Origin of the sequence: Leifsonia sp. ZF2019 (genome assembly GCF_019924635.1) — a bacterium.
Taxonomy (GTDB): Bacteria; Actinomycetota; Actinomycetes; order Actinomycetales; family Microbacteriaceae; genus Leifsonia.
Genome location: NZ_CP065037.1, coordinates 1650765 through 1677294 on the forward strand (window position 1 = coordinate 1650765; position 26530 = coordinate 1677294).

Below are 26530 nucleotides of genomic sequence, written 5' to 3' on the forward strand. Positions count from 1 at the left end.
CATGCCGGGGCGCCCGGCGGGTCAGCGTGCGATCGCACCCTTCGCGAGGGTGTGGAGCAGCTTGTCGTCGTGCGCGGTGCGGATGCGACCGACCACGAGATCGACGGCAGCGACGATGACCGCGGTGCCGACCAGGGTGATCCACCAGATCCAGCCGCCGTCCCACTTCAGGCCCGCCCAGGTGAGGGCGACCCAGAGGACGCTCGCGGCGATCACGCCGAGCGCGGGGATGAGCACCGCACCGTGGGTGTGACGGTTGGGGAGCAGATAGCGGGCGCCGAGGCCGAGCAGGGCGCCGCCCAGGGCGACGAAGAGGAGTTCCACGAGACGGGAATCTAGCCGACGAAGCCGATGCGGCGCGACTCCTCGGCGCCGACCTCGACGTAGGCGATTCCGGCGGTGGGCACGACGTAGACGCGACCCTTGTCGTCGGTCAGCTTGAGCACGGCGGCGCCGCCCGTGACGGCGGTCTCCACCTGCTGCGCGATCTCGTCGGGCGACTGCGCCGACTCGAATCCCAGTTCGCGGGGGGCGTTGACGATTCCGATGCGGATCTCCACGACGGTCCTTTCACGTGTTCCGGGCCGTTCGAAACCGACAGGCCGATGTGAATTCAGACTACGGCACACGGCTCGCGGCACCGGGTCGCGTTCTCTGTCGGCGGACGCCGATACCGTGAGGGACATGACGACCCGAGGTTTCCGTCCGCGCGCCGACCGGCGCACCTCGGGCGCCGCGCTCGTCCTCGACGACACCCAGGCCGCCGTCCTGCGGCTCGCCGACGGCGCCTCCGCGGCGGTTCTCGGCGCGCCGGGCACCGGCAAGACCAGCACGCTGGTCGAGGCCATCGCCGATCGGGTGCTCGGCCGCGGCTACGGCGTCGACGAGGTGCTCGCGCTGAGCGCCTCCCGCGCCGCGGCGACCGCCTTGCGGGACCGCATCGCGGTCCGGCTCGGCGTGCCGACCAATGGACCGCTCGCGCGCACGGCGACCTCGCTCGCGTTCCAGCTCGTGGGCTCGCGGGCGCGCCGCACGGGCGAGGAGGCCCCACGGCTCCTCACCGGCGGTGAGCAGGACCAGATCATCGCCGAGCTGCTCGCCGGGCACATCGAGGACGGCACAGGGCCGCGTTGGCCGGAGCCGCTGGGGGAGGAGGTCCGCGCGCTGCGGGGGTTCCGCACCGAATTGCGCGAGCTGATGGCCCGCTGCGCCGAGCACGGCGTGACGCCGCCCCGGCTCTCGGAGCTGGGCGCGATCACAGGACGCGACGAGTGGCGCGCGGCCGCCCGCTTCCTCGCCGAGTACCAGGACGTCGTCGACAGCTATCGCGGCGGGTTCGTCGACTCGGCCGAGCTCATCGCCTCCGCGGTCGCCGTCGTCCGCGAGGGCGGCGCGCTCGACAGGCTGAGGGTCGTCCTCGTGGACGACGCGCAGGAGGCGACGGTCGCCACGCTGTCGCTGCTGCGCGCGCTCGCCGAGCGCGGGGTCGCCGTCGTCGCCTTCGGCGACCCCGATGTCGCTTCCACCACCTTCCGCGGCGCCGAGACCGGTGCGCTGGGGCAGCTGAGCCTGCGGCTCGGCGTGCCGGTCGAGCGCGTCGTCCTGGGCACCGCTCATCGTCAGACGCCCGAGCTGCGTGAGCTCACCGCGCGGGTGACGGAGCGCATCGGGACGGCCGCGGCCGGGGTGCAGCGCCTCGCGTCGGCCGGTCGCGTCGGCACTGCGGACGGCCCCGCGGCGGTGCTGCGCCTCCAGGCGTCCTCCGCGCCGGCCGAGGCGGCGCGGCTCGCGCGGCGGCTGCGCGAGCGGCACCTGCTCGACGGCGTCCCCTGGGACGACATGGCGGTCGTCGTCCGATCGGGTGCGCACGTCCCCGGCCTCGCACGCGCATTGGCGGTCGCGGAGGTCCCGACGAAGACCAGCATCGCCGGTCGAGCGCTGCGCGACGACTACGCCGCCCGCCAGCTGATCACTGTCGCCGGCGTCGAACTGGGCGCCGTCGAGGCGACCCCGCAGGTCGCGACCGAGCTTCTGCTCGGGCCGTTCGGCGGTCTCGACGCCGTGAGCCTGCGGCGGCTGCGGCTCGCGTTGCGTCAGGAGGAGCTCGCGGGGGAGGGCAACCGGCCCGGCGACGAGCTGCTGGTCGAGGCGCTGGGCGATCCGACGCACCTGTCGCTGATCGACTCGTCCCCGGCGCGCCGTGCGGGGCGGCTCGCGGAGACGTTGCGTGCGGGGCGCGAGAAGGCGGAGGCGGGAGCCACCATCGAGGAGCTGCTGTGGCACGCCTGGGAGCGCAGCGGCCTCGCGACGCGCTGGCTGGAGCAGTCGGAGCGCAGCGGCATCGTGGCCGACGAGGCCAACCGGCACCTGGACGGCGTCGTCGCCCTGTTCACCGCCGCGCGGCGGTTCGTCGAACGCTACCCCGAGCGGCCGGCGGCCGACTTCGTCGTCGAGCTCCTCGGAGCGGAGGTCCCCGAGGACACCCTCGCCGCCCAGACCGCCGGGCCGGCGGTGCTCGTCTGCACGCCGAGCGCGACCGTCGGCCGCGAGTTCGAGGTCGTCGCGGTCGCCGGCCTGCAGGAGAGCGTATGGCCCAATCTGCGGCTGCGCGGCTCGCTCCTCCATCCGCAGGAGCTGGCCGATGCCCTCGACGGTCGCGAGACCGTCACGGAGGACCAGCGTGCCCAGGTGCTCGGCGACGAGCTCCGTATGTTCGCCCTGGCCGTGTCGCGCGCCCGGGGTCAGGTCATCCTCAGCGCGACGGCGAACGACGACGAGCAGCCCTCGCCGTTCCTCCGGCTCCCGGGCGAGGTCGCCGTCGACGACACCGACGAGACCCTCCACCCGCTCTCGTTGCGCGGCATGGTGGGCCGCCTGCGGCGCCGTCTCGCCACGACCGGCTCCGCGGATGCGGCGGAAGCCCTCGCCCGCCTGGCCGACGCCGAGGTCGAGGGCGCCGACCCGGCGGAGTGGTACGGGCTGGTCGAGCCCTCCACCGTCGAGCCGCTGGTCGACCTCGACGACGAGGAGCAGGTCGTGCGCGTCTCGCCGTCGCGGCTCGAGACGTTCGAGAAGTCGCCCCTGGCCTGGTTCGTCGACGCGATGGCCTCGTCGCCGAGCGGGCTGGCCGCCGGCATCGGCACGGTCGTGCACGCGGTGATGGAGGAGGCGAGCACCAGCGACGATCGCGATCTGAGCGTCGAGCGCCTCTGGGGCGGCATCGAACGCCGCTGGAAGGAGCTCAGCTTCGAGTCGCCGTGGCTGGAGGAGAAGGAGCGTCGTCGCACGCGCACCCTCGCGCAGGGCGTCTCCGAGTACCTCCGCGACTTCGAGCGCGCCGGGGGAGTGCTGCTCGGCTCGGAGGGGGAGTTCGAACTGCGGATCGGGCGGGCGCTCGTGCGCGGCACCATCGATCGGGTCGAGCGCACGGCGGACGGCACGGTCGTGATCGTGGACCTGAAGACCGGCAACCGCACACCCTCAGCTGCGGAAGCCGCGGAGCACGCCCAGCTCGGCGCCTACCAGCTCGCGCTCGAGCACGGCGCGATCGAGGTCGCGACCGGTCTGCCGTCGGGCGGTGCGAAGCTGCTGTTCGTGGCGAAGGGCGTGCGAGGGAAGAGCTACCGCGAGGTCGCGCAGGATCGCGTCGACCGGCGCGGACTCGAGCGCTTGAAGCAGCGTGTCGCCGCAGCGGCGGACGGCATGGCCGCGGCCACGTTCGCGGGTGTCGTCGATCTCGGGGAGCGCGACCCGCACGCGAAGTACGAGTACCGCATCCACCTGGTGCCGGCGGTGAGCGCCTGATGCGCGCGCGGAGAATTCGGGGCGAGAGGGGCGAGAGGGAGGAGCGATCATGAACGACGAGAACGTGCTGGAGTGGGCCGCCGCCGACGCCGACCTCGACCTCGTCGAGCAGGCACTGACCCTCGACGACCCGGCGCACGGGCTCGAGCGGGACGAGCGGCCCACACGCGCGATCAGCGCGGTGGAGATCGCGCGAGCGCTCGCCCTCCCCGAGCCGACCCCGCAGCAGCAGGCGGTCATCGAGGCACCCGTGCGGCCCGCCATCGTGGTCGCCGGCGCGGGCAGCGGCAAGACGGAGACGATGGCCAACCGCGTCGTCTGGCTGCTCGCGAACGGGCACGCGCGCGTGCCGGAGATCCTCGGGCTCACCTTCACGCGCAAGGCGGCCGGCGAGCTCGCCGCGCGCATCCGCACGCGGATCGAGCAACTGGTGGACTCCGGACTGACCGATATCGCGTTCGACCCCTTCGAGGCTCCCGAAGTCGCCACGTACAACGCCTTCGCCAACGCGATCTTCCGCGAGAACGCCCTGCTCATCGGCCGGGAGCCGGAGTCGGCCGTGCTGAGCGAGGCCTCGGCCTGGCAGCTGGCCAGGAGGCTCGTGGTCGGAAGCACCGACGATCGTCTGGTCGAGCTGGAGCGGGGCGTCGACACAGTGACGAGCGCCGTGCTCACCCTGAGCCGGGCCCTCAGCGAGAACGTCGCGGACGCGGTCGACGTCGAGCGCATGGTGGAGGAGTTCTCGCGCGTGCTCGAACTGCCCACGGGGAACGTGCGCAAGAGCACCCCGTACGGCTCGGTGCTGAAAGCGGTGGAGGCGGTCGGCTCCCTTCCGCCGCTGCTCGCGCTCGCTCAGGAGTTCGCCGCGGAGAAGCGGCGCCGCGGCTTCGTCGAGTACTCCGACCAGGTGGCTCTCGCGCTCGACATCGCCGAGCGGCTGCCGGCGGTCGTCGCCGACTACCGTCGGCGGTTCCGGGTCGTGCTGCTGGACGAGTACCAGGACACCTCGGTGGTGCAGACGCGCCTGCTCTCCACGCTGTTCGCCGGCCAGGCTGTGATGGCCGTCGGCGACCCCCACCAGTCGATCTACGGCTGGCGTGGCGCGAGCGCGGCGAACCTCGGACGCTTCTCGGCCGATTTCACCGGGCACCGCGCGGGCGGCGAGCACGGCGGGGCCGACGAGTACGCGCTGAGCACGAGCTGGCGCAACCCGACCCGCGTCCTCGACGCCGCCAACACGCTCGTCGCGCCGCTCTCAGCCGCCTCGCCGGTCCCTGTCGAGCGCCTGCTGCCGCGCCCCGGAGCCGCATCCGGCGAGTTGACGGCAGCCTTCGGCCAGACGGTCGCTGAGGAGGCCGAGACCGTGGCCGCGTGGCTGGAGGCGCGGATCGGCGATCGTGACGCGGACGGCGTGCCGCCGAGCGCCGCGCTGCTCTGCCGTTCCCTCAAGAAGATCGACGTCTTCACGGCGGCACTCACCCGCCGGGGCGTCCCGTACCATGTGCTGGGCCTGGGCGGCCTGCTCGAGCAGCCGGCGATCGCCGACCTCGTCAGCGCGCTGCGGGTCATGCACGACCCGACGGCCGGTTCCGAGCTGATCCGGCTGCTCACCGGCGCGCGCTGGCGGGTCGGGCCGAAGGACGTCGCCGGGCTGCGCAGCGTGGCCTCGTGGCTCTCGACGCGCGACCACCGTTTCCAGGAGCTCGACCCGGAGGTGCGCGACCGTCTGCGTCGCTCGGTCGCGGGGGAGGAGTCCGCCTCGCTCGTCGATGCCCTCGACTTCGTCGTGGAGGCGCCGGACGGGCACAGCAAGCTCCAGGACATCAGCCCGACCGGCCTGGAGCGCATGCGCGACGCCGGGCGACTGCTCGACCGCCTGCGCTCCCGGGTCGGCCTCGACCTCCTCGATCTGGTGACCCTGGTGCAGCAGGAGCTCCTGCTCGACATCGAGGTCGCGGCCAACGAGTCGGCACAGCTCGGGCAGGCGAGTCTCGACGCGTTCGCGGAGCAGGTCGCGTCCTACCTCGCCGCCGACGATCGGGCAACCCTGGGGTCGTTCCTGGCGTGGCTCGCGGAGGCCGAGCAGCGCGACAATCTCGCCCCCCGCAGCGAGGAGCCCGAACCGGGGACGGTGCAGATCCTCACCATCCACGGCGCCAAGGGCCTGGAGTGGGATGTCGTCGCCGTGCCGCGCCTGGTCGACGGCGAGCTCCCCGGCCCTCCCCAGAGCCGCAAAGGCTGGCTGGCCTTCGGGCAGCTGCCGAACGAGTTCCGCGGAGACTCCGCCGAGCTGCCGGTGCTCGCGTGGCGCACGGCCGAGGACCAGAAGCAGATCGACGACTCCATCGCGGACTTCGAGGCCGAGAACCTGCGCAGGCACCTCGAAGAGCAGCGCCGCCTCATCTACGTCGCCGTCACGCGGGCGCGCGAGCGGCTGCTGCTGACGGGCTCGTACTGGTCGACGCAGACGCGGCCGCGCGGGCCGGGCGCCTACCTGCTCGAGCTGCAGGCGGCCGGGCTGCTGCCGGAGGACGCGTTCCCCGAGTGCGACGAGCCGGACGAGAACCCGCTCTCCCTCACAGCCCAGACGGTCACCTGGCCGCTCGACCCGTTGGGGACGCGGCGCGACCGCGTGCAGGCCGCCGCCGAAGCGGTACGCGCACGACGAGAGCGGGGCGAGTCCCGCGGCGGGGTGTACGCCCGTGATCTCGACCTGCTGCTCGCGGAACGCGCCGCGCGGGTCGCTGAGGCCGGGCTGGTGGAGCTGCCGACCCGCATCCCCGCGTCCCGGTTCAAGGACTACATCTCGGATCCAGGAGGCGTCGCCGCGTCCTTGCGCCGGCCGATGCCCGAGCGGCCCTACCGGCAGACGCGCCTGGGCACGCTGTTCCACCACTGGGTGGAGGAGCGATTCGGCACGCCGGCCGGCGGAGCGGACGAGCTCGATGCGGCGGCGACGGAGCTCGACGACCCGGCGGGGGAGCTGCTCGAGGCCGATCGGCTGGCCGAGCTCCAGGCGACGTTCGCGGCGAGCGAGTGGGCCGGTCGCCGACCGGAGGGCGTGGAGTTGGAGATCCACGTGACGCTCGCCGGCCAGGTGGTCGTGTGCAAACTGGACGCGATCTACCGCGCCGACGACGGGGTGCACGACTACCAGATCGTCGACTGGAAGACGGGGAAGGCGCCGCGTGACGCGGAGGACCTTGAGCGCAAGCAGCTGCAGCTCGCGTTGTACCGGCTCGCGTTCGCCCGCTACGCGGGCGTGGATCCCGCACGCATCGACGCCGTCTTCTACTTCGTCGCCGACGACCGGGTCGTGCGGCCGGAACGGCTCTACGAGGAGGAGGAGCTGCGCTCGCTCTGGTCTTCCGCCACCGGCTTCATCCCGCCCGAGCGGCCGTAGCCGTCGGGGCGGTCGCCGGGGGTGCGGTCGAGCATGGCCTCGACGTCGCCGATGGCCATGATCGGGCCGGTGGCGTTCGCGAGCGGGTTGACCGCGTTGCTGTGCACGCGGTCGACGAGCCCGTCGAGCATGCTCACGGCGTCGTCGACGATGTGCTGGTCGCGGACCTCGCGCCCGTGCAGCAGCCAGCGGGCGACCTCCAGCTCCGCGTACAGCATCGCTCGCTGGGTGAACTGCCGATCGGTGGCCACCTGACGCGCGGACGCATAGGCGGTGAGTGCGCCGTCTGTCGCCTCGGAGTTCATGGCGAGGAGCCAGTGCAGGTCGCGGGCGGGGTCGCCGACGCGCAGGGCCGACCAGCCGATGACGGCGGTGACGGAGTCGCCGTCGACGAGGAAGGAGTCCGCGGTGAGCGCCCCGTTGATGACGGTCGGCTGGAACTGCCAGAGCGAGTGGTCCGCGGTGGCGTCGCGCCATCGGTCGCGCAGGGCGGCGGGAAGCAGCCCGGTCGCTGCGGCGGACTCGATGAGGGAGGTCGTCGACGCGAGACTGTCGGCGGCGGAGAGGACCGGGAGGCCGGCCTCCCCGACGAAGCTCGTGGGCAGCCTGTGGATCGCCGCGATCGCGTGGCCGATCGATCCGGCCAGACCGTCGCCGGGTGGGATCTCCTCGACCGCGACGTGCTCGCCGGGAAGGAAGTCGTAGACGACGGCGCGGGTGCCGCCCACCGGTGCCTGACCGAGGTACTGCGGCACGTCGAACGGGAGGCGGCTGCGGATGCCCGCGGTCAGCGCGCGGAGCGCGACGAGGTCGGCGCTCTGCTCGGACTCCGCCGACTGCGACAGCGGGACGCGTACGATGCAGACGCGGCCGTCCCGCTCATCCAGCAGCGCGGCGTCGAATTCGCCGGCCCCGTCGCGGGAGTAGCTGCGAGCGCCGGAGACGACGAGGTCGGGCACGGCCGAGGCGGCCAGCGCGGCTAGAGTGAAGTGGGATCTGGCCATGCTCCCTAGGCTAAATGGACATCCGTGCGTGGGCTCTGATCGCCACGCCTTGAAAGGTTCTCGATGTCGTCAGCACCCCCGTCCGGCGCGCTCAGCGCCCTTCCGCTCTCGCGCCACGCCGTGGACCGCGACCACGCCGCCCGATCGCGACCCGCGTTGTTCGACGAGCTCTGGGAGGAGCCGGGAACGCGCGTGCTGGCACTGTGGAAAGGACGTGCGCTCGTCACGGCGGAGAGCATCCCGGCCGCGACGCCCGCGGGCGACGGGTGGAGCGCACCGGACGCCGGCGAGGCCACCCTCGACCTGCTCCCCGTCGAGCGCGTGAGCGCCGCACTGGTCCGCGTGTACCTCGGGCGCACGCTCGTCGCCACGCCGACGGAGCCTGCAGGCACGGCCGTCGTGCTGGAGGTGCTCACCGATGCCGCCGCGCAGGAGCTCGAGCCGGACGAGGCGCGCTGGGCGAACCTGCGCACGGTCGCCACGGCGTTGAGCGACCGCGATGCCGGGCTGTTCACCGAGGCGCTCGCCATCGCCAACTGGCACGCCTCGCACACGCACTGCCCGCGCTGCGGCACGCCGACGGTCGTCGAGCAGGCGGGCTGGGTGCGTCGCTGCTTCGAGGACGGCTCCGAGGTGTTCCCACGGACCGACCCCGCCGTGATCGTGACCGTGCTCGACGCCGCCGACCGTCTGCTGCTCGGCTCGAACGCCATGTGGGAGCACTCGCGCTACTCCCTGCTCGCCGGATTCGTCGAGCCGGGTGAGTCGTTCGAGTCCGCGGTCGAGCGCGAGATCTTCGAGGAGGCCGGCGTGCGCGTCGTGGACGCACGCTACAAAGGCTCGCAGCCGTGGCCCTTCCCCGCCTCCGTCATGGTCGGGATGACGGCGCGCCTCGCCGACGACCAGCCGCCTGCGGCGCTGGCGCCGGATGGTGAGGAGATCCTCGACCTGCGCTGGTTCAGCAGGCAGGAGCTGTGGGACGCCCGCGGGCAGGTCATCCTGCCCGGTCGCTCCTCGATCGCCCGGGCCCTGATCGAGGACTGGTACGGAGGACCCCTCGACGAGCCGCCGGCGGCGCCGTGACGGACGCTCCACCCACCCCGGCGGGGCTGTTAGCGGGGCTCGACGCCCAGCAGCGCGTCGCCGCGGAGGCTCTGTTCGGCCCGGTCTGCATCCTCGCGGGTGCGGGCACCGGGAAGACCCGCGCGATCACCCATCGGATCGCCTACGGCGTGGCCTCCGGGGCATTCACCCCCAACCGCGTGATGGCGCTGACCTTCACCAACCGCGCCGCCGCGGAACTGCGTGGCCGCCTGCGTCAGCTCGGCGCCGGGGGAGTCGCCGCGCGCACGTTCCACGCCGCCGCACTGGCGCAGCTGAACTACTTCTGGCCGCAGGTGGTGGGCGGGCAGCTGCCCAGCGTCCTCGACGGTAAGGGCCGTGTGCTCGGGCACGCGGCCGAGAAGCTGTCGTTGCGGGTCGACACCGCGACGCTGCGCGACATCGCGGCGGAGATCGAGTGGCGCAAGGTGTCGAGCCTGACGCTCGACCAGTACGCGGACGCGCTCGCGTCGCGCCCGCTGCCGGGCACGCTCACGGCCGATCAGCTCGTCGACATGCATCGCACGTACGAGGAGCTGAAGGACGAGCGCAAGCAGATCGACTTCGAGGACGTCCTGCTGGTGTGCGCAGGGATGATCGAGGTCGAGCCGTCCGTCGCGATGCAGGTCCGCGAGCAATACCGCTTCTTCGTCGTCGACGAGTACCAGGACGTGTCGCCACTGCAGCATCAGCTGCTCGGGCTCTGGCTCGGCGATCGCCGCGACCTCTGCGTGGTCGGCGACGCCAGCCAGACCATCTACTCCTTCGCCGGTGCGCGGAGCGAGTACCTGCTCGGGTTCGAGCGCGAGCACCCCGGAGCGACGGTGGTGCGGCTCGAGCAGAACTACCGTTCGACGCCCGGTGTGATCGAGACCGCCAACCGGCTGATGCGCGGGCGCTCCGGGGCGCTCACCCTGCACGCCGCCGCGGCACAGCGCGGCCGCGACGGAGCGCCCACCGGCGATGTCGCCCCACCCGCCGCGTTCGACGACGACCGTGCCGAGGCGCGCGCGGTCGCCGAGGGGATCGCGGCCGAGATCGCCGCGGGTGCGAGACCCGAGAGCATCGCCGTGCTGTATCGGGTCAACGTCCAGGCAGCCCTGCTCGAGCAGGCGCTCGGCGATCTCGGGATCAGCTACCAGATCCGCGGGTCCAAGCGGTTCTTCGATCTGCCGGAGGTGCGGCAGGCGATCATGACTCTGCGCGCCGCCAGCGTCGCCGCGACCGACGAACCCGTTTTCAAGTCCGTCAGCGATGTGCTGCGCACGCTCGGCTGGTCGGTGCAGCCGCCGTCCGGCCGAGGAGCGGTGCGCGAGCGGTGGGAGTCGCTGAACGCGATCATGGGCCTCGTGGACGAGATGCCGGCCGGCACGACCTTCCGCCGCTTCACGGACGAGCTGCTCGCCCGCCAGGCCGGTCAGCACGAGCCGACGCTCGCCGCCGTCACGCTCGCGACGCTGCACGCCGCGAAAGGTCTCGAGTGGGAGTCGGTCTATCTGATCGGATTGAGCGAAGGACTCGTCCCCATCAGCTACGCCACCGGCTTCGAGCAGATCGACGAAGAGCGTCGCCTGCTCTATGTCGGCATAACGCGTGCCCGCCGCCGTCTGCGGCTCAGCTGGTCGCATCGAGGCTCCCAGCCGGGACGTCCGGTCGTCCGGCAGCCGTCGCGCTTCCTCGCCGAACTGGCCCCGCCGGCGCGTCAGCAGGGCACATCGGACGACTGAGCGGCAGCGCGAGGCACCCGCATTCCGGGTGCGGCATATGCTCCGCCGTGCTCCATCGGCCCGTAGCCGGGTCGAAGCTCGTGCTCCTGGCCGGCTGCGGCTCGACGGCCCTCCCGCGCCCGACGGCCCGCGCACCCACGACGGCCAGCGCGATCGCCGCCGTGACGGAGGCGACGGCCTCGACGACCAGCCGCGACTCGCCGGGTCGAGTGCGGGAGTGCAGCTGTGTCGCTAGCGCGGGCCACGCTGGATCGGCGTCGCGGCGATGCAGATCCAGGCATCGAACGCACGCGCCGCGACCGGGGTGGACCACCGGCCCGACCACGACCCGCTTCTCGCCGAAGACGACGGGGAGGTGCGGTACGTCCCTGCGCAGCCACTTCCCGTGGCGCGAGGGCTCGATCGCATAGGAGCCCACGAGGACGGCGAAGGCTGCGGCCTCCACCCGCGGATCGCTCCACGAGAGCCCTGCAGCCACCTCCGCTCCGCCATCGCGCAGGTGCCCGACGACGCGGGCGGCGGTCGGCCCGTCGCCGTCCAGGGCCACGAACGGTGTCGCGGCCGCGCGGTCGTCGGGTCGATCGAGCACCGGATGCAGCCGCGCGAGCAGTGCGTCGACGGTCGTCTGCTCCACGCGCGAGCGCTTCGCGATCATCCGCAGCCCCGCCATCGACACGCCGTCCGCGAGGGCGGCGATCATCCGCTCCTCCGCCGGGCTGACCGGCTCCAGCACCAGCACCGGCGCGTCGACGCCGAACTGCAGCGCGTCCGGTGAGCGCCAGACCCGGGGGATGCGGGGATCGATTGCGAGGACCATCCCGTCATCCTGCCCGGGGACCGACGGCGATCGGCCGTTATCCACAGGTGCGAGGCACGCAGGCGGTCATCCCCAGCCGGCCACACCGGATGCGGTGGTCAGCCCTCCGAGGGACGGTCCGTGTCGTCGCGCAGCAGGTCCTCGATCGCCTGGTCCAGCTCGTCGCGCTCGGGCTCCGCGCCCGTCGCCTCGGCCGTCAGGCGCGCGACGAGGGCGGACGGGTCATCGAGGTCGCTCGCGCGGGGGAGGAGGTCCGGATGGGACCACAGGGCGTCCCGCGCCTCCTGGCCGACGGCGTCCGCCACGGCGCGCCACATCGCGGCGGCCTCCCGCAGTCGGCGCGGGCGCAGCTCGAGGCCCACCAGCGTCGCGAAGGCGGACTCGGCGGGTCCGCCCGAAGCCCGGCGGCGGCGCACCGTCTCGGCGATCGCATCCGCGCGAGGGAGCAGGCGGGTCGCGTCCGCCGTGACGACGTCGACCCAGCCCTCGACGAGGGCGAGCACCGTCTCGAGTCGGCCGAGCGCCTCCAGCTGTTCCTCGGTCTTCGGCGGGATGAGCGCCCCGCTGACCATGGCCTCGCGCAGCTCCTCCGGGTTGGAGGGGTCGAAGCTCTCGGCGAGCGACTCGAGGCGCTCCGTGTCGATGGTGATGCCCTTGGCGAAGGCGGTGATCTGGGTGATGAGCTGCAGCCGCAGCCACTTGGCATGCCGGAAGAGGTTCGCGTGCGCGAGCTCGCGCACGGCGAGGTAGAGCTGCACCTGATCGTCGGGGATATCGAGGCCGGCGCCGAACTCGGCGACGTTCTGGGGGAGGAGGGCCGCCGTCCCGTCGGCGAGCAGCGGGATGCCGATGTCGCCTCCCGAGACGACTTCCTTCGCGAGCTGCCCGACCACCTGGCCGAGCTGCATGGCGAACAGCGCGCCGCCGATCGAGCGCATCACTTGACCGGCGTTCTGGATCATGCCCTGCATCTCCTCCGGGGCTTGATCGGTGAGCACCTGGGTGAGGGCGTCGGAGATGCTGAGCGCGACCGGCTCGGCGAGCTGGGTCCACAGCGGCATCGTCTGCCGCGCCCACTCGGCGCGACCGATCAGCTCCGGCGTGCCGGAGAGCCCGGCGACGGTGGTCGCCTGATCGAGCCACAGCCCGGCGACGTTGAACGCCTGGTCCAGGGAGGCGCGCTCGGCCGGGGTGACCGCGTGCGCGCCGTCGCCGGCGAGTGCGCGCGCCTGCTGCTCGGCGACGTCCCAGTTGATTCCGCCACCCGGGTTCATCAGCGCGTTCTGCAGCTGACCGAGCAGTTTCTGGATGCTCGCGGGGTCGTTCGGCAACCCGGCGGCCCCGGCCAGCTGGCTCGGATCGATCGACGCACCTCCGGAGAGGAACTCGCGCAACATGTCCCGGAACTCGTCGTCCGGCTCCTTGTTCGGCTCGTCGGCCATCGTGGGCGCCCCTCGTCTCGAAGTGATACCGCCGCGGCGTGCGGCTTTCAGGCTTGCCATCTACGCTAGCTCCTGATCTCCAAGAGCCGGGTGGGAATCCGCCCCGGCAGCAGGGTGCGCCGTGCGCCCGTGGCGAACACGACCGAAGGGACGACCCGCGTGACCCTGTTCACCGACGACCAGCACGCCGCGGTGGAGCCGCCACCGCCGGTCCGACCGCCCCGGCGGGTCATGGTCGGGTGGGTCTCGGTGCTGGTCGCGTTCGCCCTCACCCTCGTGCTCGCGCTGGCGCCCGCACCTTTCGTCATCGAGGTCCCCGGTCCCGTCTTCAACACCCTGGGCACCGACCAGCAGGTCGGCGGTGCGAAGAGCGAGGACGCGAAGCAGCTCATCTCGATCCCCGACCAGAAGACGTATCCCACCTCCGGATCGCTCGATCTCCTGACCGTGTCGGTGGTCGGCAACCCCGACTCGCGTCCGAACTGGTTCGACATCGTGTCGTCGTGGTTCCAGCCGAGCAGGGCCGTCGTCCCGATCGACTCCGTCTTCCCTCCGGGGACGACCACCGAGCAGTCCAACGCCGAGAACGCGGCGCTGATGGTGGACTCGCAGCAGGACGCCGTCGCCGCCGCGCTGAACGAGCTCGGCTACGACTTCCCGCAAGCGATCGTCGTGAAGCAGTTGATCAGCGGCACGCCCGCTGCGACGTCGCTCAAGGAGGGCGACGAGATCACCAGCGTGAACGGCACCGAGGTGAAGAGCGTCCAGGCGCTCCGCGACGCGATCGCGGACAACGGAACCGGCACGGCGGCGCGGATCGGCATCCTGCGCGACGGCGCCGCCTCGACCGTCGACATCACCCCGACCGAGTCCTCCGGGCGCGCGGTGCTCGGCATCGGCGCGGGGATGGACTACACCTTCCCCTTCGACGTCAAGATCCAGCTCGACAACGTGGGCGGCCCGAGCGCCGGCCAGATGTTCGCCCTCGGCATCATCGACAAACTGACACCGGGCGAGCTGAACGGCGGCAAGCGGGTCGCAGGCACGGGCACCATCGACAATGCGGGCAACATCGGGGCGATCGGCGGCATCCGGCAGAAGATGTACGCCGCGCGCGACGACGGCAAGGCGCAGTACTTCCTCGCTCCCGCGTCCAACTGCGACGAGGTGACCGGCCACATCCCGTCCGGGCTGAGGGTGTTCGCGGTCAAGACGCTCGCCGACTCCCTCGCCGTCCTGAAGGCCGTGAGCTCGGGCGGCAGCACCGCCGGCCTGCCCACCTGCCCCGCCTCCTGACGCTCCCGGTCCGCCCCGGCCCAGCGGCGGGCACGGCGTTCTCCAAGCGACGCCCGCCTAGGATGGATCCGATCTGCACATCACGCGAGAGCAAGAGGGCCGCACGTGAGTTCAACAACCGCCGCACGACCAGCAGGACGCCGCCGCGCGGCCATCTGGATCACCCTCGGGGTGATCGTCGCCCTGGTGATCCTGTTCTTCGTCTTCGCCGGACTCTACGCGGACATCCTGTGGTACCAGCAGGTCGGGTTCCTGAATGTGCTGACGACGCAATGGTTCGGCGCCATCGCGATGTTCTTCGTCGGGTTCCTGGGCATGGCGCTGCCGCTCTGGGCCTGCATCCAGTTCGCGTACCGGCTGCGGCCGGTCTACGCGAAGCTCAACAGCCAGCTCGACCGCTACCAGCAGGTCATCGAGCCGCTGCGCCGGCTCGCGATGTACGGCATCCCGATCGTCTTCGGCATCTTCGCCGGCGTCTCGTCGGCCAGCCGCTGGCAGCTCGCCGCGACCTGGATCAACGGCACTCCCTTCGGCAAGACGGACCCGCTGTTCAAGCTCGACATCGGCTTCTACGTCTTCGCGCTGCCGTTCTACCGCAGCGCCGTGGGCTTCGCGTCCGCGGTCGTGCTCATCGCGCTGATCGCGACGCTGGCCACCTGCTACCTATACGGGTCCATCCGCGTCTCGGGCCGTGAGGTCCGCATCAGCAAGGCCGCGCGCGTGCAGATCTCCGTCGTGTCCGCGCTCTACCTGCTCCTGCAGGGCGTCAGCATCTGGCTCGATCGCTACGCGACGGTCACCGATTCGAACGTCGGCGACATGATCAACGGCGCCGCCTACACCGACGTGAACGCCACGATCCCTGCCCGCGCGATCCTCGCGGGCGCAGCGGTGTTCGTCGCCATCCTGTTCATCGTGACCGCGTTCGTCGGCCGCTGGCGGTTCCCGCTGGTCGGCACGGCGCTCCTCATCGTCTCGGCTCTGGTGGTCGGCGCGATCTTCCCGTGGGTCATCCAGCGGTTCCAGGTCGAGCCGAGCCAGAAGACACTGGAGACGCCCTACATCCAGGACTCCATCGACGCGACGCGCGCGGCGTACGGCCTCAGCGACATCGAGGTCATCCCGTACGACGCCAAGACCGATGCCGAGGCGGGCGCGCTCCGCCAGGACGCCCAGACGACCGCGCAGATCCGCATCATCGACCCGGCGATCGTGAGCCCGTCGTTCCGCCAGCTGCAGCAGTTCCGCCAGTACTACGCCTTCCCGAACACGCTCAACGTCGACCGCTACACGATCGACGGCAACGAGCAGGACGCGGTGGTCTCGGTGCGCGAGCTGCAGCAGTCGGGCCTCACCAGCGCCCGCAACTGGTACAACGACACGCTGGTGTACACCCACGGCTACGGCCTGGTCGCCGCGTACGGCAACCAGCGCTCGACAGACGGCCAGCCGGTCTTCATGGAGTACGGCATCCCGACGCAGGGCACCCTCGGAGAGTACGAGCCGCGGATCTACTTCGGCCAGCAGTCGCCCACCTACTCCATCGTCGGCGCACCGAAGGGGTCGAAGTCGGTGGAGCTCGACTACCCCGGCGGTGCGGACGGTGCGCAGCAGACGTATACGACGTTCTCCGGCAACGCCGGACCGAAGCTCGACAACATCTTCAAGCGGCTCGTCTACGCGCTGAAGTTCCAGGACGAGCAGATCGTGCTGTCGGACGCGGTCAACAACGACTCGCAGATCCTGTACGACCGTGACCCGATCAAGCGCGTCCAGAAGGTCGCCCCCTACCTCACCCTCGACTCGCAGGCGTACCCCGCCGTGGTCGACGGCCGGGTGAAGTGGATCATCGACGGCTACACGACGAGCGACCAGTACCCCTACTCGCACGTCGGCAGCCTGAGCGACGCCATCGCGGACACGGAGACGCCGAAGCCGGCCTACGCCTTCGACGACATCAACTACATCCGCAACTCGGTGAAGGCCACCGTGGACGCCTACGACGGTTCCGTGACCCTGTACGCGTGGGACGCGAAGGATCCTGTGCTCAAGACGTGGGAGAAGGTCTACCCGTCGACGGTCAAGCCGATCAGCGACATGAGCGCGCAGCTGCTCAGCCACGTGCGCTACCCGGCAGACCTGTTCAAGGTGCAGCGCTCGGTGCTCGGGCAGTACCACGTGACCGACGCGGGATCGTTCTACTCCCGGGAGGACGCCTGGACGACGCCGAACGACCCGACCTCCTCGTCGACGGATCCGACGCTCCAGCCGCCGTACTACCTGACGATGCAGATGCCGGGCCAGACCTCGCCGAGCTTCTCGCTCTACACGACGTTCATCCCCCAGGCATCCAGTGAGGCCAGCAGATCGGTCCTGAAGGGCTACTTGGCCGTCGATGCCGACGCGGGCTCCACCAAGGGGAAGGTCGCCGCCGGTTACGGCAAGTTGAGACTCTTGTCCCTGCCCACCAGCGACACCATACCGGGGCCGGGTCAGGTGCAGAACAACTTCAACTCCGACCCGACGGTGTCGCAGGAGCTCAACCTCCTGCGCCAGGGGAAGACGGATGTGATCAACGGCAACCTGCTCACCCTGCCGGTGGGCGGCGGTCTGCTCTACGTGCAACCCGTCTACGTCAAGTCGACCGGCGAGACGAGCTACCCGCTCCTCCAGAAGGTGCTCGTGGCCTTCGGCGACAAGATCGCGTTCGAGGACACCCTCGATCAGGCTCTGGACGCACTGTTCGGCGGAGACTCCGGGGCGAGCGCGGGAGACAACAACGTTCCGCCGGGAGGTGAAACCGGTGCCGGAACCGGTACGGACACCGGAGCAGGCAGCGGCACCGGATCGGGCACCGGCTCGACCGGGACGACGAACAACGCCGCTCTGCAAGCGGCGCTGCAGCAGGCCAAGCAGGCTCTCGCCGACCGCGAGACGGCCCTGAAGGCCGGAGACTGGGCCGCCTACGGCCAGGCCGATGCGCGACTGCAGCAGGCCCTCCAGGACGCGATCGCGGCCGAGGGCAAGTAGCACCACGAACACGACGGCGCCCGTGCGGATCGCTCGCACGGGCGCCGTCGTGTTTCGCGCGCCGCGCGGCTATCGTCGGGGACCGCCGTAAGCCCGCACGGGATCCGTGCCGGTTCGCACGACCGGCGCCGAAGCACTTGCCAGAACTTTGATTGTCCACTTTACTAACAAACATGCTCCTCGATGATGTCCGCCGTCCGCCGTCCTCGGATCCGGTAGGCCCGACCGTCGACGGGGCGATGATCCCGGGGCGCGCCCTGCGTCCGCGGACGAAGGTGCTGCCGGAGCACGCCCGCAACCACAACCGCTCGCTCGTGCTCCAGTCCCTGTACCGCGACGGTCGAGCGAGCCGCGCCGATCTGGCGCGGGGAACCGGCCTCACCCGGGTCACGATCTCGGATCTCGTCGGCGAGCTGATCGCGGATGGCCTCGTCGTCGAGCTGGGGCAGCGCGACGATGCGCGGCCGGGCAAGCCCGCGGTCCTGCTCGACATGGACCGCGGCGCCACGCAGATCATCGGTGTCGACCTCAGCGAGCACGCCGTCTTCCGCGGAGCCGTGATGGACATCGACGGCACGGTGCTGCGCAGCGCGGAGGTGCTGCTCGCGGGGAGCAAGGGCGAGGCCGCGATCGCCAAGGCTCTCGACCTCGTCTCGCGCCTGGTCGAGCTGGCCACCGCGCCCGTGCTGGGCATCGGCATCGGCTCGCCCGGTGTGGTCGACGCGAGCGGTGCCATCGTCGCGGCGCCGAACCTCGGATGGACGGACGTGCCTCTCCAACGGCTCGTCGCCGAGCGGACCGGGCGGGCCGTCTTCGTCGCCAACGACGCGAATGCCGCGGTGCTCGCCGAGCACGGGTTCGGCGCCGCGGAGGGCGACATGATGCTCGTCAAGGTGGGGCACGGTGTCGGCTCCGGCCTGCTCGTCGCCGGAGCGCTTGTCGTCGGCAGCCGGTTCGCGGCCGGCGAGATCGGTCAGGTGATGGTCGGCACGGACGACGGGACCGAGGCCCCGTACGACCGTGAGCAGGTGCTCGAGGCCTGGCTGGCGGTGCCGCGCCTGGAGTCACGGGTGGCCGCGGCCGCCATCGCGGGACGATCGATCGAGCCCGTGCTCCGCGAGGCGGGGCAGCGGCTCGGGGTCGCGCTCGCACCGATCGTCGGGGCGCTCGATCTCGGCGAGGTCGTGCTGAGCGGCCCGGAGGAGCTGCTGGACGGCGCCCTCATCGGCGCCGTCCGCCGCACGCTCGACAACCGCACCATGGCGGGCTTCCACTCCGCGTCCGCGGTCAGGATGACCGCGCTCGGCCGCGACATCGTGCTCCGCGGCTGTGTCATCCTGGTGATGTCCGCGCAACTCGGCGTCTCCTGAGACGCGACCCGGTGGTGGGTCAACGCGCCCAGGTGACCCCGAAGGTCGAGTGGAGGGCGTGCTGCGCAGCGCCCCGGAACGGCTGGTCGATGGCCGAGCGCGTGTAACGGAAGCTCAGCGGCATGGCCGCGCGCACGGGATGGCGGGCCGCCTCGGCGCGCAGATGCCCGATGAACTCGGGCCCCAGTTCGGCCGACGCTCCGCCCAGCACCACGGTGGGCACATCCAGGGCCGCCCCGACCAGAAGGAGGGCGCGGGCGAGGACCCGGGCGCCCGACGCTATCCGCTCGCGCGCCTCCGGGGCGGCGGCCAGCGCCGCGATGTCGACGGCCTCGAGGTCGGCGCCGTGGGGGAGCCCGAGCAGGCTGGTCACAGAGACGACCTCTTCGAGGCATCCGCGGTTGCCGCACGCGCAGAGCGGTGCATCGTCGCCGAACAGCACGGGCACGTGGCCGATCTCACCCGCCCGGTGCGCGGCACCCGCCACGACCATCCCGTCGACGATGACCGCGGCGCCGACGCCGGTGCTCAACGAGACGAAGAGACGGTTGGCGCCGAAGCCGTCGTCGGCGGAGGTGTCGGCGATCGCCTCGGCGTCGGCGTCGTTCACCAGATGGATGGGCGCGTCGACCGCTCCGGAGAGTTCGCGCACGAGGTCGAGGTCGCGCCAGCCGAGCTGGACGCTTTCCCGGATGAGGGAGCCGTCCGCGATGCCGGGCACCTGCACGCCGACCGCGGCGATCCGCGCTCCGGTCGTGGCGGCGAGCCTGCGGATGACGGTGCGGACGTCGTCGACGGAGCCGGGGGAGGACGGACGGAGGGAGGTCCGGTGCAGCTCTTCTCCGAGCATGCTCAGCACGGCTCCGCGCACGAGTCCGGGCTGTACGAGCACCGACAGCAGCACCTGCCGTTCCGTGTCCACCCGGAGCGTGGTCGCCCTCTTGCCGCCGGTGCTCTCGGCGCGTTCGCCCTCGGCCACGAGCCCGTCGGCGATCAGGCCGCCGAGAAGGGAGGAGACGGTCGCCGAGGTGAGGCCGGTCCTCCGGGCGATGCTCGCCCGGGTGGCCGTGCCGTTGCCGGAGAGCACCAGCTGCAGAGCCGTCGTGAGATTCCGCTCGCGGACGGCGGCCTGCGTGGCCTTGCCGGGTTCGTCTGTCACTGCCTCTGCCGTCCTCGCCGTGCGCCGTCGTCGGCCCATCCGGCCGCGGCGACCCTTACGACCCTAGCGAATGGGGCGCAAGATGGGGTCATGGGGTATGGATTGATGCTCGTCGACGTGCAGCGCACGATGCTGGAGGGCGACGACGCCGTCGACGGGGCCGACGATCTCCGGAGGGCACTGGGTGGCCTGCTCGACGCGGCGCGCGAAGCGGGCGTCCCCGTGATCCACGTCGAGAACGACGGAGCCGTGGGCGATCCGGACGAACCGGGGACCCCGGGATGGGAGCTGGTCTTCCCGCCAGAGCCGGGCGAGCCCGTCGTGCGCAAAGATGTCCCCGACACCTTCCTCTCGAACCCGGCCCTCGCCGACGTGCTCCACGCGATGGGGGTCGACACCCTCGTCGTGGCCGGGCTGCAGAGCGAGCTGTGCGTGCAGGCCACCGCACTCGGCGCGCTGGAGCGCGGTTTCGACGTCGTCGTGCCCACGGGCGCGCACGCCACGTTCGACGCGGAGATCCCCGCGCAGGAGATCGTCGCGCGCGTGACCCTCGAGCTCACCGCCGCCGGAGTGGAGGTCGTGGAGCTCGACGAGGTGGCGTTCCGCTGATGCCGCTCCCTCAGTCCGCGATGCGCTCCAGCTCCACCGCCTCCCGGATGCTGAGGGCGTAGATGCGCGATCGCCCGGGACGCGCCGGGTCACCCGTGACGTAGGCCACGCTCTCCACGTGCTGCTCGAAGGCGTTCACCTTGTCGCGCGGAGCGCCGACGATCAGCTGGAAGCCGAGCCCGCGCAGGGCCGAGAGCGCGCGGCCGGTGTACTCGTTGTCCGCCTTCACGAATCCCTCGTCGAGCACGATCGGCGCGTACACGGGAACCCGGTCGGTCCCGTCGCCCAGGCGATAGCGCAGCGCGGCGCCGAGCACGAAGGCAATGAGCTCCTGGCCCTCGCCGCCGGATTTGCCTGCCACCCCCTCGTGCACGATCTGGGTGCCGTCGCGGCGCGTCTCGATCGCACGGAACTGGAAGTGCTCGCGCGCGTCGAGCACGCGGCGCCGCCAGGCCTCGCCGGCGCGCGAGCGCTCCTCCAGCCGACCGAGATCGGCCCGGAGGGAGAGGAAGTCACGCTCGATCCGCGCGGGATCGCGGGTCTCGCCCGGTTCGGCCGCGGTGTGTTTGCGCAGGGTGCGCGTGAACTCCGTCAGGTCGCTGTTGCCGGCCGGCCGCGGGTCGATGTCGAGCGTGGAGCCCTCGCGGAATTCGATGCCGTGCAGGGCGGCGGAGATCGGCCGCACGCCGCGACGGATGGCCCGGGCGTCCTCCTCGATCTGAGTGAGGAGGGCGCGGAGACTGTCGCCCATGTTCGCGCCCGCCTTGGCGAGCCATTCCGACTTCGCGCGCGGCAGGTCGTCCTCGACGAGGGCGCGTTGAACCGCGAGGGCGGCGGGCAGGCTGTCGATCGTCGCGTCCAGCTCCGCCGACGGGTCCAGCTCGCGGAATCGCTGGAACGCGCCGACCAGGAGTGACTCCGACTGTTCCTGGACGCGGTCGTGCGCCTCGATCTGATCGCGCACGAGTCGCTCGGCGTCCAGGTACCGGCGCCGCACGTCGGCCGCCTCGCGCGGCGCGGCGAAGGGCAGTGAGCCGAGGAGTGCGCGCTCGTCGGCGTCGAGCCCGGTCGCGTCGGCCAGGTGGTCGGCGACCTCGTCCTCGATGTCGGCGAGGGCGGCGTGCTCGGCGTCGAGCTGGTCGATCACGCGCTGGATGCCGGCGCCGCGCCGGGCCGCGGCCAGCCGGGCCTCGTCCTCGCGGTCGGCCGCAGCGGTCAGCTCGGCGATCTCCGGGCGGTCGACCGCGACGCGCTCCAGGCGGCGGTCCAACTCGGCGACGCGCTCGACGGCCGGGGCCACGTCGATCGTCGCCCAGTCGAGGTCCGCCACCGATGCGAGCGCGTCACGGCGGTGACGTTCACCGGCCGATCGAGCCTCGGCGGCGTCGGAGGCCGTGCGCGCCTGATCGAGCTCGGCCTCGAGCCGTTCGATCTCTGCAGCGAGCTCCACGATGCGCGGGGCGTTGTCCAGACCGATCCACGACTCCGCACCGCGGTCGTCCTTGATGACCCTGTTGCGGGATCCCGTGCGCAGCCCGGCCCGGGTCACTGCGCCCCTGACGCCGGCGGGGAGCGGCGCGTCCAATTCGTCCGGAGTCTCGACGCACAGGACGGTCCGGTCCGCGACGATCTCGTCGTGCAGCCATCCGCGGAACGGGCTCTGCTCGTCGAACGCGAGCAGCGCGGGGACGGTGCCCTCTGTCGCCGTCCGCTCGGACGGGGCGTCTGCGACCGCGGGTACGAGCACGACCCGGCCGCGCATGTCGTTGTCATTGACGAAGCGCCGGGCTGCGGCGAAGCGGCGCTCGTCGATCACCAGGTGGGTCGCGAGGTCGCCGAGCACCCGCTCGACGGCGCGCGCCCAGTCGCGGTGACCCGGCGCGACCTCGAACAGCTCACCGGCGTACGGGACCTCCTCCGGGGCGAGTCCGATCCCCTCCGCGATCCGGCGCCGGCGCGCGTCGGCCTCGGGCGGGACATTGCTGCGACGTCGCTCGTACGAGCTCTTCTGTGCGGTCTTCTCGGCCAGGGAGCGCTTCACGGCCTCCACGCGGGCGGCGAGCTCCCACCGCTGCGAGCGGTCGTCACCGGTCTCGGAGGGCTCCGCCAGCAGGGCGAGGGCGCGCTCCTTCGACTCCGCGAGCTCGTCGGCGGTCAAGGGCAGGTCGAGGCCGGCGCTGGTCAACGTGCGCGCAGCGCGGTCGCGTTCGCGCTCCAGCTGGGAGAGCATCATCGCCGCGACCTCCTGCTCCCGGCGGATCGCCTCGGAGGGGTCGCCGCCGAGCGCGGCGAGCTCGTCGAGGGCGTCCTTGTGGGCACGGTGGGCGGCGGCCTCCTCGTCGGCGGCCGCCCGGCGCAGCGCCTCCTGCTCGCGCTTGGCGTCGCGGACGCGGTCGACTTCGCCACGCACCCAGTCCGCCACCTTCTCGGAGAGCCAGACCCAGAGCCGGCTGCTCTCCTCGCCGTCGAGCGGCGCCAGAAGCCGGCGCTTGCCGGTCGCGTCGTCGAGCGCCGCACGGTACTGCTCGGCGCGTGCGGGCACGTCGGCGAGCACCTCGAGCTTGCGTCTGGTGGTCTCGAAGACGTCGTAGAGGGCGGAGGCCTCGCGGTAGCTGGACAGCGTGGTCTCCCAGCGCGAGAGTGCGCGCGGCTCGGTGAGAACGAACTGCTTGAACAGGTCGTCGATCGAGAACACACCCTTCGACGCCTGCGCCCGGCGCAGCAGCGTGAGGGCCTTCAGCTGTGACTCGTCGCTGCCGCCGATGCCGAGCTCGGTGCACAGGCGAACGCGGAACTCGGGCTGCGAGCCGGTCACCAGGTCGCGGACGGGGTCGACGAGCCGGCCGAGCGAGCCGCGCGTCAACGGCGACGAGCTGCCCGGCTCCGGCCGCAGCTCGGCCAGGCGCGTCAGGGGGAACTCGCCCTGTACGAAGACGTAGACCGTGGCGGCGGTGACCTCGTCCTGCGTCGCGGTGTCGCGACCGAGCCACGCCAGGCGAGCGGCCGTGATCGTCTCGCCCAGTTCCGTGCGCCAGGTGATGGCCGCGCCGGAGGCGAAGGCGGTTCCGAGCGGACGCAGGAAGTGCGTGGTCGTGACATCGGAGCCCGCCTCGCGGACCTCATCGGTCTTACCGCGCGCGTAGCTGTAGACGGTCCGCTCCGACCGCTGGCGGGTGTCGTCGCGCGCCGCCCGGTTGAACTCCTGGGGATTGGGCATGACGACGGCGGCCATCGCGTCGAGCACTGTGGACTTGCCGCGCCCCGTCGGGCCGAGGATCGCAAGACCTCCGCGGCCGACGGGCATGGTGTGGAGGTCGTCGTAGCTGCCCCAGTTGAGCAGCTGCACCTGCTCGATCCGGAACTGACCGCTGTGGATGAGCCCGTCGGCCACGGGGAGGTCGTCGTCCAGCTGTTCGGGGCCGGTCGTCAGCAGATCGGTCACGCGTCCACCTCCGTGGCGTCGATGCGGGTGTCGTCGGCGTCCGCCCCGTCGTCGCCGCGCAGCTCGGCGCCGCTCGCTTCCTGGAAGAGGCGTGTCAGGTGCGCGAGCTCGGTGGTCGTGACCAGCGGCACGACGGCGGGTGAGACGACATAGAGATCGGGGTCGTCGGTCTCGGGGACGAGCAGCCCGATCCGCTCCATCGCCGCGATCGCCGCACGGATGCGCCGGTCGACGCGCACCTCGTCGTGCGCGGCGTCGGTCTGGAATCGGCCGAGGAACTCGGAGATGTGGTCACGGCTCACGGTCACCGCGTCGTCGGAGGCGTCCGTGTACGCGTGCTCCTGACGCAGCAGGACGAGCAGCAGCGACGCGTCGCGCGACAGCGGCTTCTCGCGACGGAGGAGCACGGGGGCGCCGTCCTCGGCGCTCTGCCGCTTGAACGCCACCTCGTGGTCGCGGTCGATCGACAAGGTGAGGAAGATCTCCTCAAGACGGGTGCGCACCTCGTCCTCGTGATCGATCAGCCCGCCCCACGCCTCCGGATGCGTCGAACGGGTGATGAACCGGCTGGTCAACAGGGCGACCAGTGCGCGCCGGGCGGCGAGCGGGAGCCGCTCGTCGGCGGCGTCGCCGAACGCGTCGGTCGCGCCGTCGGCGTCGTTCGTCGCCGCCTCGGCCCCACGGTCCGATCCGGTCTCGGTGATGATCTCGCTCATCGTTCCGTCCTCCCGCCGCGTGCCGCGGCCGTCTCATCGTCCGCGCCGCCGAAACGGGATCGCGGGAAGGTCACCTCGCGGGCCGGCTCGTCCGGTACGTCGATGCGGACGGTGTCGGTGCCGTCCTGCACCGCGTCCCGCTCTGCGGCGTGGTCGAGGAGGCTGATCAGGAGGCCGAGCCGGCGGAACTCCGGCGGCGTCGCCGCGAAGACCTCGGCTCCGGTGACCGTGCCGCGCTCCGCCAGGAGGCGCTGGACGGTCTCCTGCACGGCGTCCGGTCCCGTCCCGACGGCGAGGCGCAGTGCGGCTCGCTCCGAATCGGGCAGCGCGTCCCTGCTCTCGGTCACGGCGACGCCGATCTCGGGCCGTTCGCCGCCGCGCCACACCTGGGTCTGCGTGATGTCGGTCAGCGCCCACGGGCCGAGGCCGAGCACATCCTCCGGCACCGACACCGGTCCCGGACGCACCTGCGCCCAGTGCGCTCCCGCGGCGAGGGCCTGATCGGCGAGCGAGAGGAGGCGCTGGTGCCGGGCAGCGCCCGACCGGCTCAGGAACCGGCGCAGCGACGACATCCAGCGCAGGTAGGTCTCCTGCACTGTCTGCTCCTCCGCGAGGAGCGAGCCGATCAGGGTCTCCAGCTGCATGCGCTGGCGCTCGGTCATCCCCGTCGCGGTGTCCGGCTGGGAGAGCACGCGCTCGAGGTCGGCGCGCATGCCGTCGAGTCCGCGCGACGAGAGCATCGTGGCGAAGCCGCGGTACGCGCGCCCCTCCGGTGTCTGCTCGAGGAGGTCGTTGTCGCGGAGGTACTGCTCGACCAGTGCGCCTTTGCCGACCTGCTCCTCGGTCGCGCGGCGGGCGACCTCGCGGTGCCGCTGCTCGACCATGGCGCTGAGCCGGCGGAAGTCCTCGGGCAGGGAGGCGGTGAGGCGCAGCACCTCCCGCAGCTGGCGACGCACCGCTTCGCCGTCGACCGTCTCGAGGCCGCCCGCGGCGATGCGCTCGCGCCGGGCCTGCAGCTGCGCGATCTCGTCGTCGATCCGCGCGAGCTGAGTCCCGACGTCGGGGTCGGCCATGTCGGCGAGCTGGTGCACCGCGTGCGCGATGCTGCCGAAGCGGGCCTCCGACACGACGGAGTCCGCCTCCACCAGCTCGCGCACGATGCGGAGCGCCTGGAGGGAGTGCTGCGACAGGCGGTATTCGGCGCGCCCCTCGCGGTCGTGGGGCCGGGAGCGAACGAGCCAGCGGTTGTCGACCCAGGTGCGGCAGTAGTCGGCGGGGGCGGAACGGCGGGGGAGTGCCGCACCGTCGGCGGGCGTGTCCATGGCGGCGGCGTCGTCGGAGGCGGGGGAGGCGTCGCCCTCCGCGATCGTGCCGAGCGCCTCCGCCACCTTGCCGTGGAACCAATCGGCGGAGACCGGGCCGTCGGCGAATTCGAGGTGGCGTGAGAACAGGGGGAGGATCCACCGTCCGTTGTGGCTGCGCAGCAGCGCCCAGGTGGGATGCTGCTCCCAGGCGTCCGCGACGGTGTCGGCGGCGAGGGCCTCGTCCATGTTCCTCCGCGCTCGAGGGCCACGAGACCCCGGGGTCAAAAAAGGCCCGGACCGGGGATT

17 protein-coding genes are annotated in these 26530 nt (G+C 71.9%); 8 read left to right on the forward strand and 9 right to left on the reverse strand.

Going from position 1 to position 26530, the window contains the following annotated elements; translation table 11 throughout:
• Window positions 1-21: 21 nt before the first annotated feature.
• Entirely contained in the window at window positions 22-324 is a 303-nt protein-coding gene (locus tag IT072_RS08170) for a hypothetical protein (protein WP_223360444.1), read from the reverse strand.
• 11 nt (window positions 325-335) lie between these two features.
• On the reverse strand, window positions 336-560 hold the full coding sequence (locus IT072_RS08175) for a DUF3107 domain-containing protein (protein WP_223360445.1): 225 nt from the start codon (window positions 558-560) through the stop codon (window positions 336-338).
• 124 nt (window positions 561-684) lie between these two features.
• On the opposite strand from IT072_RS08175, the gene IT072_RS08180 reads away from it, so the two are divergent.
• The gene (locus IT072_RS08180; protein ID WP_223360446.1) at window positions 685-3804 is read left to right on the forward strand and encodes a UrvD/REP family ATP-dependent DNA helicase; all 3120 of its coding nucleotides are present in this window, start codon (window positions 685-687) and stop codon (window positions 3802-3804) included.
• A 49-nt stretch (window positions 3805-3853) separates the two neighbouring features.
• Window positions 3854-7207: an ATP-dependent helicase gene (locus IT072_RS08185; protein WP_223360447.1), complete on the forward strand. Its 3354-nt coding sequence runs from the start codon at window positions 3854-3856 to the stop codon at window positions 7205-7207.
• On the opposite strand, the gene IT072_RS08190 is transcribed toward IT072_RS08185, so the two are convergent.
• Complete coding sequence (locus tag IT072_RS08190) at window positions 7138-8211, reverse strand: phosphotransferase (protein WP_223360448.1); 1074 nt, start codon at window positions 8209-8211, stop codon at window positions 7138-7140. The genes IT072_RS08185 and IT072_RS08190 overlap by 70 nt on opposite strands.
• Window positions 8212-8274: 63 nt before the next feature.
• Here IT072_RS08190 and nudC point away from each other — a divergent pair, with 63 nt between their 5' ends.
• Entirely contained in the window at window positions 8275-9294 is a 1020-nt protein-coding gene (gene nudC, locus IT072_RS08195) for an NAD(+) diphosphatase (protein ID WP_223360449.1), read from the forward strand.
• Window positions 9291-11039, forward strand: coding sequence for an ATP-dependent helicase (locus tag IT072_RS08200; protein WP_223360450.1), 1749 nt, complete (start codon window positions 9291-9293; stop codon window positions 11037-11039). The genes nudC and IT072_RS08200 overlap by 4 nt, the downstream gene beginning before the upstream one ends.
• Here IT072_RS08200 and IT072_RS08205 read toward each other — a convergent pair.
• Entirely contained in the window at window positions 10927-11856 is a 930-nt protein-coding gene (locus IT072_RS08205) for a TOMM precursor leader peptide-binding protein (RefSeq protein ID WP_223360451.1), read from the reverse strand. The two genes, IT072_RS08200 and IT072_RS08205, sit on opposite strands and share 113 nt — an antisense overlap.
• Window positions 11857-11954: 98 nt before the next feature.
• On the reverse strand, window positions 11955-13298 hold the full coding sequence (locus IT072_RS08210; RefSeq protein WP_223360452.1) for a zinc-dependent metalloprotease: 1344 nt from the start codon (window positions 13296-13298) through the stop codon (window positions 11955-11957).
• Between the two features lie 159 nt (window positions 13299-13457).
• On the opposite strand from IT072_RS08210, the gene IT072_RS08215 reads away from it, so the two are divergent.
• The 3 genes from IT072_RS08215 to IT072_RS08225 all read left to right on the forward strand — a co-directional run bounded on the left by IT072_RS08215 (window position 13458) and on the right by IT072_RS08225 (window position 18994).
• Entirely contained in the window at window positions 13458-14594 is a 1137-nt protein-coding gene (locus tag IT072_RS08215) for a YlbL family protein (protein ID WP_223360453.1), read from the forward strand.
• Between the two features lie 105 nt (window positions 14595-14699).
• A complete protein-coding gene (locus tag IT072_RS08220) occupies window positions 14700-17624 on the forward strand; it encodes a UPF0182 family membrane protein (protein WP_223360454.1) in 2925 nt (974 codons plus the stop codon).
• A 173-nt stretch (window positions 17625-17797) separates the two neighbouring features.
• Complete coding sequence (locus IT072_RS08225; protein WP_223360455.1) at window positions 17798-18994, forward strand: ROK family transcriptional regulator; 1197 nt, start codon at window positions 17798-17800, stop codon at window positions 18992-18994.
• Window positions 18995-19013: 19 nt separating this feature from the next.
• Here the strand turns inward: IT072_RS08225 and IT072_RS08230 are convergent, their stop codons facing one another.
• The gene (locus tag IT072_RS08230) at window positions 19014-20153 is read right to left on the reverse strand and encodes an ROK family transcriptional regulator (protein WP_223360456.1); all 1140 of its coding nucleotides are present in this window, start codon (window positions 20151-20153) and stop codon (window positions 19014-19016) included.
• Between the two features lie 90 nt (window positions 20154-20243).
• On the opposite strand from IT072_RS08230, the gene IT072_RS08235 reads away from it, so the two are divergent.
• Window positions 20244-20762, forward strand: a complete 519-nt coding sequence (locus IT072_RS08235; RefSeq protein WP_223360457.1) for an isochorismatase family protein — start codon at window positions 20244-20246, stop codon at window positions 20760-20762.
• Between the two features lie 10 nt (window positions 20763-20772).
• Here IT072_RS08235 and IT072_RS08240 read toward each other — a convergent pair whose 3' ends face one another.
• Genes IT072_RS08240 through IT072_RS08250 form a run of 3 tightly spaced genes read right to left on the reverse strand, consistent with a single transcriptional unit; the run spans window position 20773 to window position 26470 of the window.
• On the reverse strand, window positions 20773-24204 hold the full coding sequence (locus IT072_RS08240; protein ID WP_223360458.1) for an ATP-binding protein: 3432 nt from the start codon (window positions 24202-24204) through the stop codon (window positions 20773-20775).
• A complete protein-coding gene (locus tag IT072_RS08245) occupies window positions 24201-24920 on the reverse strand; it encodes a DUF4194 domain-containing protein (protein WP_223360459.1) in 720 nt (239 codons plus the stop codon). The genes IT072_RS08240 and IT072_RS08245 overlap by 4 nt, the downstream gene beginning before the upstream one ends.
• Window positions 24917-26470 (reverse strand): DUF3375 family protein, encoded by a 1554-nt coding sequence (locus tag IT072_RS08250; RefSeq protein WP_223360460.1) that lies wholly within the window; start codon window positions 26468-26470, stop codon window positions 24917-24919. Before IT072_RS08250 ends, IT072_RS08245 begins: the two co-directional genes overlap by 4 nt.
• Window positions 26471-26530: the final 60 nt, after the last annotated feature.